Origin of the sequence: Pseudonocardia sp. CA-107938 (assembly GCF_050936315.1) — a bacterium.
In the GTDB taxonomy this organism is placed as follows: Bacteria; Actinomycetota; Actinomycetes; order Mycobacteriales; family Pseudonocardiaceae; genus Pseudonocardia.
The window spans coordinates 271,595-285,254 of the sequence record NZ_JBNJNA010000001.1 but is presented as its reverse complement, the minus strand read 5'-3'; the positions used below and the strand labels follow the sequence as shown (position 1 = coordinate 285,254).

The window sequence follows — 13,660 nt, the reverse complement described above, 5'->3', positions numbered from 1 at the left end:
ACCGTGCCGCAGGAATCTCCGTCCCAGGATCGCCGGCCTACTGCTGTGCTGCCGCCGGTCGTGGGCCAGGTGAGTGCCGGAGTGGTGGTGCTGGCCTCGCTCGTCACCGCGGTCGTGCTGACGGTGCGGCACCCCGATGCGCTGGTGACGATGCTGCCGCTGCCCGACATGCGTGATCTGCACGTCGACTTCGACACCTTCTGGCACTCCGCGGTTGCCCTCACCCAGGGCGGCGACATCTACGTGACGGGCGCGAAGCTGCGCAACCTCAACCCGCCGCTGCTGTCGGTGCTGCTCACGCCGTTCGCGGCGCTCGACGCGCTCACCGCGTACCGCATCTGGATGGTGCTGACGCTGCTGATGGTGGTCGGGGCCATCTGGGCGGTGGCGCGGGAGCTGCGCCTGCACCCGGCGGCGACGGCGTTGGTGCTCGTGGCCGTGGTCGCGTCGTCGCCGGTGCACGGCACGCTCGTGCTCGGGCAGATCTATCCGTTGTTGCTGGTCGGGCTGGTCGCCGGCTGGATCGCGCAGCGGCACGACCGGCCGTTGCTGGGGGCGGTGCTGCTCGGCGCGACGGTGGCGTTGAAGCCGTCACTGGCGCCGATCCTGCTGTTGCCGGCGGTCCTGCGGCGCTGGCCGGAGTTCCGAGCCGGCATCTACGGGGCCGCCGGCGCGAGCCTCCTCGGGGTGGCGGTCGCCGGCCCGGCGAGCGCGTGGGGATGGCTGCGGATCGCGTTCACCGAGGGCGTCCCGAACACGGTGGACAACGCGTCGCTGCCCGGCCTCGCCGTCCGCTTCGCCTACGCTGCTGGGTTCTCGCCCGCGCTCACCGCCGTCGCCGGCATGCTGCTCGGCGCGGTCGTGCTGATCGGCACCCTCGCCTGGCTGGGGCGCCGACGCGCCGACGTCGACCCGACGGGCTCGGCCATGTGGGCGGTGATCGCCGCCAGCCTGCTGTTCTCCCCGATCGCCTGGCACAACTACCTGATGCTGCTGTGGCCCGGCATGCTGATCCTGCTGGCCAGGGGCCGGACGGCGCTCGTGGCGGTCGCGTTCGCGGTCGCACTGATCCCCGTCTCGTGGAACGCCGAGTGGCCGCCGGACGGGATCGGTCCGGCGGTCGCCCGCTCGCTCTACTGCGTGATCCTGCTCGGCTACTGGTGGTCGCTGTCGCGGTCGGCCGTCTCGGCCGAACCCAGCAGCTCCGCACCGGCCGAACCCGCGGTGTCGACGTCGTCCGCCGGGGCCGCCGAAGCCTGACCGGAGGCCTCGTCCGTCGTCGTCCCGGCATCCGGGTCGACGCGCGCCGGGGCGTCGCTCGGCGGGACCTCGTCGGCCACGTCGTCCGGGTCGGCGGGCTCCACCGCCGGGGCCGCCGCCACCTCGCTGCGCCGCACGTTCCCGGTGTAGGGCTCCGGCACCAGCCACAGCACACCGGACGGCGGCAGCTGCAGCACGGCCGAGGCCGGTCGTCCGTGCCACACCCGTGCTTCCGCGTCGACGGCACCGAGGTTGCCCACGCCCGAGCCGCCGTAGCTGACGGCGTCGGTGTTGAGCACCTCCCGCCAGCGTCCGCCGAACGGCAGCCCGATCCGGTAGTCGGGCTTCGGGGTGCCGGAGAAGTTGGCGATGCACGCGAGCACGACCGGACGCCCGTCCGCGTCGGTGCCCTGACGCAGGAACGACAGCACGTTGCCGCCGCTGTCGTTGGCGTCGATCCAGGAGAAGCCCTCCGGCGAGCCGTCCATCGTCCACAGCGCTGGGGCGTCGCGGTAGGCCCGGTTCAGGTCGCCGACGAGCGACTTGATGCCGGAGTGCAGCGGGTCCTCGAGCAGGTGCCAGTCCAGCGACCGCTGCTCCGACCACTCCCGCTGCTGCCCGAACTCACCGCCCATGAAGAGCAGCTGCTTGCCCGGGTGCGCCCACATGTACGCGAGCAGCGCGCGGATGCCGGCCGCCTTGTTCCACGCGTCGCCGGGCATGCGCTCCCACAGCGAGCCCTTGCCGTGGACGACCTCGTCGTGGCTGATCGGGAGCACGAAGTTCTCGCTGAACGCGTACATCAGCGAGAACGTCATCTGGTTGTGGTGGTAGCCCCGGTAGATGGGGTCGCGCCCGATGTAGTCGAGCGTGTCGTGCATCCACCCCATGTTCCACTTGAACCCGAACCCGAGCCCGCCCAGGTGCGTGGGACGGGTGACGCCCGGCCACGCCGTGGACTCCTCGGCGATCGTCACGACGCCGGGGTGGTTCTTGTAGACGGTCGCGTTCATCTCCTGCAGGAACGCCACGGCATCGAGGTTCTCGCGGCCGCCGTGGATGTTGGGCAGCCACTGCCCGTCCTTGCGGGAGTAGTCGAGGTAGAGCATCGACGCCACCGCGTCGACGCGCAGGCCGTCGACGTGGAAGCTCTCCAGCCAGTACAGGGCGTTGGCGACGAGGAAGTTGCGGACCTCGCGGCGGCCGAAGTCGAACACGAGGGTGCCCCAGTCGGGCTGCTCGCCGCGCCGCGGATCGGCGTGCTCGTACAGCGCGGAGCCGTCGAACTTCGCCAGCGCCCACTCGTCGCGCGGGAAGTGCGCCGGCACCCAGTCGACGATGACGCCGTATCCGTGCTGATGGAGGTGGTCGACGAAGTACCGGAAGTCGTCGGGAGTGCCGAACCGCGCGGTCGGGGCGTAGTACGAGGTGACCTGGTAGCCCCACGACCCGCCGAACGGGTGCTCGGCCACCGGCAGCAGCTCGACGTGCGTGAACCCGGTCTCGGCCAGGTAGTCGACGAGCTGGTGCGCGACGTCCCGGTAGGACAGGCCCTGCCGCCACGAGCCCAGGTGCAGCTCGTAGACGCTCATCGGCCCGGCGTGCGGCTGCCGCTGCGCGCGGGCCGCCATCCACTCGCCGTCGCCCCACTCGTGCGCGGCCGCGTCGACGATGGACGCCGTGGCCGGGGGGATCTCGGTGCGGAACGCCATCGGGTCGGCCTTGTCGCGCCACTGCCCGTCACGCCCGAGGACGCGGAACTTGTAGCGGGTGCCCACGTCGATCCCGGGCACGAACAGCTCCCACACGCCGGCGGAGCCGAGCACGCGCATCGGGTGCGCCCAGCCGCTCCAGCCGTCGAAGTCGCCGGTGACGCGGACGCCCTGCGCGTTCGGCGCCCACACCGCGAAGCTGGTGCCGGTGACCGGCCCCGCCGGGGTGTCGTAGGTGCGCACGTGCGCACCCAGCACGTCCCACAGGCGCTCGTGGCGGCCCTCACCGATCAGGTGGAGGTCCATGTCGCCGAGCGTGGGCAGCCAGCGGTACGGGTCGTCGACGATGTCGACGCGCTCGCCGTAGCGCACGGCCAGCCGGTAGTCCGCCGGTGGGCCCGGCACGACGCCGGAGAACAGTCCCGCGTCGTGGACGCGGACGAGCGGATGACCCTCCCCGCCCTCGCGCACCACGTGCACCTCGTCGGCGTGCGGGCGCAGCACCCGCACGACCGTGCCGTCCGGGTGCGGGTGCGCGCCGAGCACCGAGTGCGGATCGTGGTGCGCTCCGCCGAGCACCTTGTCGACGGTGCCGGGGTCGGGCGGACACGGGTCGATGGTCGGGGTCCGGGTCTCCTCGCCAGCCACCGGACAACCCTAGTGCTCCCCGGCACACCCTGCCCGGTCGGGCGGGTGATCCACCCGGCCGGCCCAGGGACCTGGACCGACCGGGTTTCGCGGGAGGCTGCTACCTGCTGGCGACCCGTGCGGGGAACGGCGTGGCGAAGCCGCCGACGCCGACGGTGACCGACTTCTGGTCCGGCGGGACGGGCCCGAAGACCGCCCACTGGACCAACGTGCCGCCCGCCGGGATGCGGTCGGCGCCGCTGCCGTTCTCCAGCACGCCCCACCATGACGGGGTGAAGAGGCAGCCACGCAGCTGCGAGCCGGAGGTGAGGTTGATGCTCAGCTCGCCACCGGTGTCGGCGCGGATGCCGTTCACGCCGTTGCGGTTGGGGTCGTTCAGGTAGCCGAGGTCCTTCGCGGCGCTGCCGCCGTTGGTGATCGCCACCTGGGCCACCGTGTACCCGGCGAGCGCCGTGACGCTCTGCACCTTCGGCTGCAGCCCCGAGCCGTCGAGGGAGACGTCGGGCTCGTCCCGGGCCGGCGGCGGTTCCGGCGCGGCCGCGGCCGCGGCGTCGACCGTGATCTCGACGCGCCGGTTCTGCGCGCGCCCGTCGGGGTCGTCGCTGCCGTCCGGCTTCGTGTTGGGCGCGACCGGCCTGGTCTCGCCGAAGCCGACCGTCCTGTAGGTGAAACCGGAGCCGAGCTTGTCCGCCAGTGCCTTCTGCGCCGCCGCCGCGCGGGCCTCGGAGAGCTTCTGGTTCTCGGCGTCGCCGCCGATCGAGTCGGTGTGGCCCTCGATCGTCACGGTGCCGGACTTCGCGGTGACCTGCTTGGCGAGCGCGTCGATCGCGCCGCTGGCGGCGGGGCTGAGGTCGGCCTTGCCGAACGCGAACAGCGCGTCGCTGGGCAGCCGGAACGAGGACGGTCCCACCGGGCCGGACGGCTTCGCCGCGCCCTCCACGGGGCAGACCAGCGGCTGCACGGGCTGGAACAGGTCGTCGAACGGCACGTTCGACTGGTGCAGCACCGGATCGTCCTTGAGCGACGGCGAACCGGCCGGCTGCACGGGCACCTCGGTCGGGACGAACCCGTCGACGAGCACCAGCATCGACGCCGTCTCGGCGGGCGGGGCCGGGTAGACCAGCGTGACCGTGCTCGAACCGCCGCCCGGCACGTCCTTCGTCGTGCTGGCGCTCGCGCGGGCCTGCTCGGGCTTGGAGAAGTCGATGTCCGGGTTCGCCTGCGTGCTCCGCTGCACCGCGTAGCCGGTGCCGCGCGGCAGGTCGACCAGGAACGCGATCACGTGCGTCGACGGGTCCATCCCGAGTGATGACGGGGTGACCGCGTCGGTGCCGGTGTTGACGAACTCGAACTGCAGCGCGATGTCGGCGTTGCCCGACCGCACCAGCCGCAGGTTGTCCGCGCGCACCTTGGTGCTGGTCGCGACCGCGTTCGCGGTGCCGGACCCGGACTTCGCGGACGGCGCGGCGGTGCCCGGCGCGGCGAGCGCGCCGGCCGACGTGGCGCGGCCCTGCTCGCCCCGCCCGCACGCCGGTAGGGCCAGCAGCGCCAGCGCCGCGACCGCGGCCACTATGCGTCGCCCGTCGATCATGATCTTGTCCCCCGCCTGGAAAACGATGGTCATCCTGTCGGCGACAGTCTGGCGATCCAGATTTCACGGAGCTTGCACGGAGCGCTCACCAGGCACGATGGCGGCGGCGATGGCTACGGGGTCGAACGATCGGACCAACTCGTCACCCGTCCCGGACGGGACGGCCGCCGGACGGTCGACGGGTCCGTCCAGGGGGTCGAGCCAGCGCACGCCCGCACCGGTGAGTGCGCGCAGCGTCGACGACCACACCGGGTGCCCCCACAGCCGGTCGTTGACCATCGCGACCGCGAACACGGGCACACCGGCGCCGAGCGCGTCGCACAAGGCACCGCAGGTCCGGGTGTCCATGATGCCGGCGGCCACCTTGTTGGCCGAGTTGAACGTCAGCGGCAGCGCGAGGACGGTCGCCGGACGCGGCGTGCGGGCGGCCACAGGTGGAGCGGACCGCCACTGGAGAGCCGACGGCGAGACGACGGTCGTGACGCTCCACCCACGGTCGGCGAGGGCGGTCGCCACCTCTGCCGAACGCGCCGCCAGCGGGGCACCGCAGACGACGAGGGTGAGCGCGGGCCTCACACGGAGAAGGCCGTGATCACCGGGCGCCGACGAGGCGGGCGATCGACCCCAGCGGGATCGGGACCCACGACGGCCGGTTGCGGGTCTCGTACACCGTCTCGTAGACGGCCTTGTCCAGCTCGAACGCGTTGAGGAGGGCGCCATCGGCGCGCGGGTCGGTGCCGGCGCGGAGGGCGTAGCCGTCGCAGAACGCCGCGCGGTTGCGGGCGGCCCACTCGCCGGCGTGCCAGACGAGCTGCTGGTCGGGTTCGGCGTCGGTGGCGAACGAGTGGAAGGCCGCGTAGTCGAACGAGCGCAGCATGCCGGCGACGTCGCGCAGGGCCGAGTCCGGCCGGGTGCGTTCGACGAGCGGGGACGCCGGCTCGCCCTCGAAGTCGAGCACCAGCCAGCCCTTCGGCGTGCGCAGGGTCTGGCCGAGGTGCAGGTCGCCGTGCATCCGCTGGGTCGCGACGGTGCCCGTCACCTCGGCGTAGACGGCGCGGATCGCGTCGGCGTGCGGCGCCAGCGCCGGGACCTCGGCGACGGCGTCGTCGAGCCGCCGGTTCCAGCCCGCCACCAGCTCCGCGGCCTCGCGCGAGCTCTCCCCCAGCGCGGCGCGCAGCTCGGCGTGCACGACGGCGATCGTCTCGCCGAGCCGGGCGGACTCGCCGGCGAAGTCGCCGCCCACCTCGTCGGCGCGCAGGTCGGCCTCGGCGAGCAGGTCGCGCACGCTGGCGAGCGCCATCGACCAGCCGTCGGCGGAGTTGGCCGCGAAGTCCTGCAGCATCCCGAGCGTGACGGGTTCGCCGTGCAGCACGCCCTCCACCGCGCCCTGCAGCGCCGCGACGTCGATGCTGCCGACCGACCGCAGCGCCCGGTGCATCTCCAGGTCCGGGTTCACGCCCGGCTGCACCAGCCGGAACGTCTTGAGGATGGAGCGGTCCCCCCACGACACGGACGTGTTCGACTGCTCCACGCCGAGCACCCGACCGGGGCCGGGCTCGGCGATGTCCGCGCCCGGCTCGGCGACGAAGCGCAGGTCCCCGACGACCAGCCCGTCGCGGAGCGCACCGATCAGCCACTCCGTCACCCGCGGGTCCCACAGCCCGTCGTACGCGATGCATCCGCCGACCGGCCCGATCGCCACGTGCTCCAGCTCGCCGCTCGGCGCCTCGTCCCGGGCGACGTAGAGCTGGTAGTGCTGGACGGTCCCGCCGTCGTCGAACGTGACCGCGACCAGCACGTGGTCGAGCAGCGGCGCATCCCCGGTCCGCAGCGGGACGGCCGCGACGACCGACACCGACGTGATCGCGCGGCCCTTCGCTGCGAACCACCGCTGGGTGGGCAGCCAGTCGGGCAGCAGGCGCGGCAGCGCCTCGTCGAGGGTCGGGTCCGGACTCACGCAGTGTCCTCCGCAGGCTTGATCGAGAACCAGTAGAAGCCGTGGCCGGGCAGGGTGAGCAGGTAGGGCAGCTCGCCGATGCGAGGGAACGGCACCCCTCCGGTCAGCTCGTGTGGAGCGCCACCCTTCCACGGCGACAGGTCGAGTTCCACCGGTTGGGGGAACCGAGACATGTTGTTGACGCAGAGCACGACGTCGTCGCCGTGCGCCCGCACGTACGCGAGGACCGACGGGTTGGACCCACCCAGCTCGGTGTACGTGCCCAGGCCGAACGCCTGGTGCCGCTTGCGGATCTCGATCATGTGCCGCGTCCAGTGCAGCAGCGACGTGGTGGAGTTGAGCTGCGCCTCCACGTTCACGGCCTGGTACCCGTAGAGCGGGTCCATGATCGGCGGCAGGTACAGCCGGCCGGGATCGCTGGTGGAGAACCCGGCGTTGCGGTCGGGCGTCCACTGCATCGGGCTGCGCACGGCGTCGCGGTCGCCGAGCCAGATGTTGTCGCCCATGCCGATCTCGTCGCCGTAGTAGAGGACGGGAGAGCCGGGCAGCGACAGCAGCAGCGCGGTGAACAGCTCCAGCTGGTTGCGGTCGTTCTCCAGCAGCGGCGCGAGGCGACGGCGGATGCCGATGTTGGCCTTCATCCGCGGGTCCTTGGCGTACTCCGCGTACATGTAGTCGCGCTCTTCGTCGGTGACCATCTCGAGCGTCAGCTCGTCGTGGTTCCGCAGGAAGATGCCCCACTGGCAGCCGGACGGGATCGGCGGCGTCTGCGCCAGGATCTCCGAGATCGGGAAGCGGTTCTCCCGCCGCACCGCCATGAAGATGCGCGGCATCAGCGGGAAGTGGAACGCCATCTGGCACTCGTCGCCGCCGACCTCCGGGTCCCCGAAGTACTCGACGACGTCGGCGGGCCACTGGTTGGCCTCCGCGAGCATGACCCGGCCCGGGTACTCGTCCTCCATCACCTTGCGGGTGCGCTTGAGGAACGCGTGGGTCTCCGGCAGGTTCTCGCAGTTCGTGCCGTCCCGGGCGTACAGGTAGGGGACGGCGTCGAGCCGGAACCCGTCGATGCCGAGGTCGAGCCAGAACCGCAGGACGTCGAGCATCGCGTCCTGCACGGCCTCGCAGTCGTAGTTCAGGTCGGGCTGGTGGGAGAAGAACCGGTGCCAGTAGAACTGGCCGCGCACCGGGTCGTAGGTCCAGTTGGACGCCTCGGTGTCGACGAAGATGATCCGCGCGTCGGGGTAGCGGGAGTCGTCGTCCTCCCACATGTAGAAGTCGCCGTAGGGACCGTCGGGATTGCGCCGCGACTCCTCGAACCACTGGTGGGTGTCCGAGGTGTGGTTCATGACCAGGTCGGTGATGACGCGGATGCCGCGCTTGTGCGCCTCGTCGAGCAGGGTGACGAAGTCGTCGACGGTGCCGAACTCGGGCAGCACCGCGCGGAAGTCGCGGATGTCGTAGCCGCCGTCGCGCAGCGGCGAGTCGTAGAACGGCGGCAGCCAGATGCAGTCGACGCCCAGCCACTGGATGTAGTCGAGCTTCTCCGTCAGGCCACGCAGGTCGCCGGTGCCGTCGCGGTTGGAGTCGAAGAACGCCCTGACGAGCACCTCGTAGAAGACGGCCTTCTTGAACCACTCGGGTTCGACGTCGAGAGCTCGGGCGTGGCCGAAGTCGTCGGAGGAGGTCTCGACCAGCTGCTCGTTCACGGCGTGGTCGGGGCTTGCTGGCGCGTTGTCGATCGACATGGAGGTATCGCGATTCCTACCGGGCGGGGATGGACGGCGGCACCCTTACCGTCCTACCGCGGGGAGGCGTGTCGCGCAGCACGAGGCGGGTGTCCGGCGAGGGTAGCGCGCGGGTCAGCCGGCTCACCGGTCGAGCAGTGCGGGCTCCGGGACACGATCGGCTGGCACCTCGAACGTCGCCAGGTAGTACTCGGGCAGGAAGCAGGCGACGCCGTCACCGCCCACCGGCTCCGCCGCCATCCCACCGGGCCTGACCAGCAGCTCGGCGCTCGTGTCGCGGCATCCGCTCAGCACGAACGCGAACGCGCGAGCGCCTGCGGGCACCGGACGGTCGAGCAGGGCTCGGGCCTGCGCGTCGTCCCGCACCTGCGCGGCGAGCGCCGCCGCCGCGGGGCCGAGCTCGACGGCCGCCTGCGGCCCGGCCGGTAGCCGGACGAACCCGGTCAGGACGCCCGGACCCGTCGCCGCGACCGGTGGCCGTCCGTCGACCGTCCGCACCCCGGCGACGGCGGCCGTCGGCACGGACAGGAGCGCCACCGGCCCGAACGGGCGCGTGCACGTCTGGCTCGCCGTGCCGCCGGTGAAGTCGACGCGCAGGTCGTCGCCGACGCGGTGCAGCGCCACCCCGGTGGCGAGCCGGCACCCGGTGTCGCCCGCGACGGCCAGCAGCGTGCGACCCGGGTCGGGGACGACGCGGTCGCCGCCCGGTTCGGCGCGGCCGTACCAGCCGGCGAAGACCGACAGCCGCACGGGTTCGGTGGTGAGCGCGGCGTACCCGGGCCGGCCGTACTCCTGCGGATCGAACTCCACCACCTCGGCCGGCACCGGCGTGTCCGTCGCGGCCCGGACCTGCCCGCACCCGAGCAGGGAGAGGGCTGCCATGACCAGCGCTGCGATGCGGAGGTGCGCCATGCCGGGAGGACGGTGCCGGCCGCCCTTCCGGTTGCAGGGTGGGACGCTGGCGCGATGGTGGCTCGTCGAACGGTGCTCGCTGCGCTGCTGGGGGCCGCCGGTTGCGCCGCCGCACCCGTGGTGCCGCCCGCGCCGTCGGCTGCTCCCGAACCGGTCACGATCGAGCGGCGTGCCTCGGCCGCGCGGCGGCGCGACGTCGACGTGGTGACCGTGCGGCCGGCCGGACAGGGCGGCGACCTGCCCGTCTGCCTCCTGCTGCACGGGCGGGGGAGCACCGCGCACAGCATGGTCGGGCTGGGTATCCCGCAGTTCCTCACCTCCGCGGTGGCAGCCGGGGTGCCGCCGTTCGCCGCCGTCGCGGTCGACTGCGGCGCCGGGTACTTCACCGCGCACCCGGACGACGACGCGCTGCGCATGCTGACCGACGAGCTGCCCGGGTGGATCGGACGTGCACCGTTCGCGGCGCTGGGCATCTCGATGGGCGGGTTCGGCGCGCTGCGGCTCGCGCGGGTGCGGGGCGACCTGCGGGCGGTGGCGCTGCTCAGCCCGGCGATGTTCCTGAGCTGGCCCGACGCGCGTTCCCGCAACGCCTTCGCCGACGAGGCGGAATGGGCGGCCGATGAACCGCTGCGGCACCTGCCGGACGTCGCCGGCACGCCGATGGGCCTGTGGATCGGGCAGGGGGACCCGTTCCTGGCGGCAGCGCGCCGGCTCATCGCCGGGGTCCGGCCCGATCCGGCCGTCGTCGGCCCTGGTGGGCACGACGACGCGTTCTGGCGGCGGGTGCTGCCGGACGCGTTGGCGTTCGTGGGCCGGCACGCGGCGTAACGATCCGCAGGCGAACGGCGAGCTTCTGACCGTCCGCCGGAGATCGTCAGGGGTATGGGTGTGGGTCCTCTCGCCACGGGCGCCCTCGTCGGTGACTTCGAGATCGCGGGGCTGCTCGGCCGTGGCGGCATGGGCGTGGTCTACCGCGCCCGGCAGCGGCGCATGGACCGCTTCGTGGCGCTCAAGGTGCTCTCCGACGAGATGGCGGAGGAGCCAGAGGTCGTCGCCCGGTTCCTGCGCGAGGCCGCGATCATGCGCGACCTGGAGCACCCCGGCATCGTGCCGATCCACGACGCCGGCACGGCCGATGACGGCCGGCCGTACCTCGCCATGCGGCTGCTGCAGACGCGCACGCTGCGCGACGTCCTCGCCGACGGGCCGCTGGCGCCCGACCGCGCGCTGCGGCTGCTGACGGCGCTGGCGGACGCGCTCGACCACGCGCACGCCCACGGCGTCGTGCACCGCGACGTGAAGCCGGCGAACGTGCTGCTGGACGCCGCGGAACGGCCCTACCTCGCCGACTTCGGCATCGCGAAGGCGCTCGCCGACGTCACGTCGTTGACGTTGGGTCCCGAGGTGCGCGGCACACCGCTCTACATGGCGCCCGAGCAGCGCGACGGCCGCGCCGGGCACCGCAGCGACCTGTACTCGCTGGCCTGCGTGGCGTTCGAGATGCTGACGGGCGCGCCGCCGTTCCCGAAGGGCGGGCGCACGACCGTCGGCAACGCCCACGCGCTGACACCGCCGCCGGCCGCGAGCGAGCGCCGTCCCGAGCTGCCCGGGCCGGTGGACGCCGTGTTCGAGCGAGCGCTGGCCAAGCGCCCGGTCGACCGGTACGGCTCCGGTCACGAGTTCGTCGCCGCGCTGGAGGGGGCGCTCGGTGCCGCCGACCCCGGGGCGACGACGACGGTTCCCGCGTCCCGCGCGCCCGGTGCGCGTTCCCGCGGAATGCGGTCGGCGTGGCTGGTCGCTGCCGTGGTCGTCGTGCTGCTCGTGGGCGGCGGGGTCCTGCTGCGGAACGGCACGACGGATCCGTCGCCGCCGCCGGCCGCTGCCGCGCCACCGATCCCGACCGCGACTGCGACCCCGTCGACGACCACGTCCGCCGCGCCCGCGGCGCGCACACCGCCCGTCGCGGTCGGCGAGCCCCTCCACACCGCGTCGTTCGACACGGCGGGCACCGGCTTCGTCGACTCGCCCGGCACGGCCATGGACCTGACGTCGTCCAAGCTCAGCCACGACGAGGGGGCGCTGCGCCTGGAAGCCACCGCACCCGGCGGCTACGTCTACGCGCAGGTCGACATGCGGGCGCGCCTGATGACGTACGTCGTGGACCTGGAGCTGTCCGTCCGGCCCGGCTCGGACGTGCGGCAGTGCCTCAGCCTGCGCTGGGCCAAGCCCGGCCGGCTGGCCTGGTACTGGTGCCTGCGCACCGCGACCGGCACGGCCACGTTCGCCCGCTACGAGGACGGCTACTCCACCGACCTCACACCGGCCGTGCCCGTCCCCGACCTGCAGTCGGGACGCACGGTGGCGATCACCATCCAGGTCGACCGGACGCAGCTGACCATGTACGTCGACGGCGTGCAGGTCGCCACCGTCACCGACGACCGCGTGCCCACCGCGCCGACGATCCCCGGACTGGAGCTCAGCGCCGACGACGGAACCGGGCAGGTGTCGGTGACCGGTCTGCGGTACTGGCGGCTGCCCGCCCCCGGAGGTTCGTGATGGCCGCGTTCCTGCAGCTGCGGCGGGGCGGGCGAACCGAGATGGTGCCGCTCGACGGCGACCGGCTGACGGTCGGCCGGCACCCCGAGTGCGACCTGACGGTCGACGCGGGCGAGAAGTCGGTGTCGCGGCGGCACGCGCGCTTCGAGCGGATCGCGGGCGCGTGGGGCGTCCAGGACCTCGGCAGCACCGTCGGCACGACCGTGGCCGGGCAGCCCGTGATCGGCCTGCGCGTGCTGCGGGACGGGGACGAGGTGCGACTCGGTGACTGCGCGCTCGTGTTCCGCTCGTACGAGCCCGTCGAGCCCGAGTCGGCGGCGACGCAGGCCGGGCCGGAGCCGCCCACCCTCACCCCGCGCGAGCGGGACGTGCTGGTGGCGCTCTGCCGGCCGGTGATCACCAGTGGCAGCCCGTTCACCGAGCCGGCGTCGCAGAAGGCGATCGCCGAGGAGCTCGTCGTCGGGGAGGCGGCCGTCAAGCAGCACCTGCTGCGGCTCTACGACAAGTTCGGGCTGCGGTCCGACGAGGGTGGCCGCCGCCGCGTCCAGCTCGCCAACGAGGCGATCCGCCGCGGCTCCGTGAGCGTGGCCGACCTGTCCTGACCATTACCGCCAGGGTGACAGAAGTGTCACCCCCAGCGGTCACGCAACCCTCGCCGGCACGGGCATTACCGGCCGCCTCCGGGGAGAACAAGCTGGTCACAGCACCGGATGACCCTGGAAGGACCCAGACGATGATCACCACCCTCGCTCGCGCCGCCGTCGCGCTGATCGTCGGAGCTGCCGTTGCGCTGGCCGGAGCGGGCGTCGCCGACGCGGCGCCGGCGAGCAGCACCGCAGCCCGCACGTCGTTCACGCTCACCCCGACGGCGATCTCCGAGTTCACCTGGGTCGCTGGCCAGGAGTCGTGGAAGCAGGCGTCGTACGCGCGGCTGGGCCGCACGGTCTTCGTCGTCGGCGCGGACGGCTCGTTCAGCATGCGCCAGCCCGACGGCTTCCCGACGCTGACGGGCCGGATCGACGACGACGGCGCGTTCGAGGCGTCATGGGGGTCGCGCACCGGCTACACGGGCACGCAGAACGCCGAGGTGTCGGGGCAGATGCAGGTCGACGGGCAGGCCGTGACCATGCGGATCACCTACACGTCCGGCATGGCGATGGCCGCCGCCGTGAACGGTCAGCAGTTCGGCACGAACTCGTCGAAGGCGTTCCGGGCGACGCTCACACTCGGCGTGGCGTAGGGGTCATTAATAAACTGATTGGTCAGTCGAAGAATC

Annotated in this window: 11 protein-coding genes; 5 read left to right on the top strand and 6 right to left on the bottom strand. The window is 72.8% G+C overall.

Annotation, left to right across the window (positions count from 1 at the left end):
- Positions 1-69: 69 nt before the first annotated feature.
- On the top strand, positions 70-1,260 hold the full coding sequence (locus ACQEVB_RS01315; protein WP_432963652.1) for a glycosyltransferase family 87 protein: 1,191 nt from the start codon (positions 70-72) through the stop codon (positions 1,258-1,260).
- Here the strand turns inward: ACQEVB_RS01315 and glgB are convergent.
- The 6 genes from glgB to ACQEVB_RS01285 form a co-directional block, all read right to left on the bottom strand.
- On the bottom strand, positions 1,155-3,590 hold the full coding sequence (gene glgB, locus ACQEVB_RS01310) for a 1,4-alpha-glucan branching protein GlgB (RefSeq protein ID WP_432980040.1): 2,436 nt from the start codon (positions 3,588-3,590) through the stop codon (positions 1,155-1,157). The two genes, ACQEVB_RS01315 and glgB, sit on opposite strands and share 106 nt — an antisense overlap.
- A 130-nt stretch (positions 3,591-3,720) precedes the next feature.
- On the bottom strand, positions 3,721-5,244 hold the full coding sequence (locus ACQEVB_RS01305; protein WP_432963649.1) for an OmpA family protein: 1,524 nt from the start codon (positions 5,242-5,244) through the stop codon (positions 3,721-3,723).
- 30 nt (positions 5,245-5,274) lie between these two features.
- A complete protein-coding gene (locus ACQEVB_RS01300; RefSeq protein WP_432963646.1) occupies positions 5,275-5,787 on the bottom strand; it encodes a flavoprotein in 513 nt (170 codons plus the stop codon).
- Positions 5,788-5,803: 16 nt separating this feature from the next.
- Positions 5,804-7,168, bottom strand: coding sequence for a maltokinase N-terminal cap-like domain-containing protein (locus ACQEVB_RS01295; RefSeq protein WP_432963643.1), 1,365 nt, complete (start codon positions 7,166-7,168; stop codon positions 5,804-5,806).
- Positions 7,165-8,916 carry a maltose alpha-D-glucosyltransferase gene (gene treS / locus ACQEVB_RS01290; protein ID WP_432963640.1) on the bottom strand — a complete coding sequence of 584 codons (1,752 nt, stop codon included), beginning with the start codon at positions 8,914-8,916 and terminating at the stop codon, positions 7,165-7,167. The genes ACQEVB_RS01295 and treS overlap by 4 nt, the downstream gene beginning before the upstream one ends.
- Before the next feature lie 123 nt (positions 8,917-9,039).
- On the bottom strand, positions 9,040-9,828 hold the full coding sequence (locus ACQEVB_RS01285; RefSeq protein WP_432963637.1) for a hypothetical protein: 789 nt from the start codon (positions 9,826-9,828) through the stop codon (positions 9,040-9,042).
- A 54-nt stretch (positions 9,829-9,882) separates the two neighbouring features.
- Between ACQEVB_RS01285 and ACQEVB_RS01280 the strand changes: the two genes are divergently transcribed.
- From ACQEVB_RS01280 to ACQEVB_RS01265, 4 genes are all read left to right on the top strand, one after another.
- A complete protein-coding gene (locus tag ACQEVB_RS01280; protein WP_432963634.1) occupies positions 9,883-10,656 on the top strand; it encodes an alpha/beta hydrolase in 774 nt (257 codons plus the stop codon).
- Positions 10,657-10,710: 54 nt separating this feature from the next.
- Entirely contained in the window at positions 10,711-12,384 is a 1,674-nt protein-coding gene (locus ACQEVB_RS01275; RefSeq protein ID WP_432963631.1) for a serine/threonine-protein kinase, read from the top strand.
- A complete protein-coding gene (locus ACQEVB_RS01270; RefSeq protein WP_432963628.1) occupies positions 12,384-12,986 on the top strand; it encodes an FHA domain-containing protein in 603 nt (200 codons plus the stop codon). Before ACQEVB_RS01275 ends, ACQEVB_RS01270 begins: the two co-directional genes overlap by 1 nt.
- Before the next feature lie 131 nt (positions 12,987-13,117).
- Entirely contained in the window at positions 13,118-13,624 is a 507-nt protein-coding gene (locus ACQEVB_RS01265; protein WP_432963626.1) for a hypothetical protein, read from the top strand.
- The last annotated feature ends 36 nt before the right edge of the window (positions 13,625-13,660 follow it).

Coding starts and splice junctions, on each gene's coding strand:
- ACQEVB_RS01305 (WP_432963649.1), bottom strand. CDS start 5,244: ATGACCATCGTTTTCCAGGCGGGGGACAAGATCATGATCGACGGGCGA.
- ACQEVB_RS01275 (WP_432963631.1), top strand. CDS start 10,711: ATGGGTGTGGGTCCTCTCGCCACGGGCGCCCTCGTCGGTGACTTCGAG.
- ACQEVB_RS01285 (WP_432963637.1), bottom strand. CDS start 9,828: ATGGCGCACCTCCGCATCGCAGCGCTGGTCATGGCAGCCCTCTCCCTG.
- ACQEVB_RS01265 (WP_432963626.1), top strand. CDS start 13,118: ATGATCACCACCCTCGCTCGCGCCGCCGTCGCGCTGATCGTCGGAGCT.
- ACQEVB_RS01280 (WP_432963634.1), top strand. CDS start 9,883: ATGGTGGCTCGTCGAACGGTGCTCGCTGCGCTGCTGGGGGCCGCCGGT.
- ACQEVB_RS01270 (WP_432963628.1), top strand. CDS start 12,384: ATGGCCGCGTTCCTGCAGCTGCGGCGGGGCGGGCGAACCGAGATGGTG.
- treS (WP_432963640.1), bottom strand. CDS start 8,916: ATGTCGATCGACAACGCGCCAGCAAGCCCCGACCACGCCGTGAACGAG.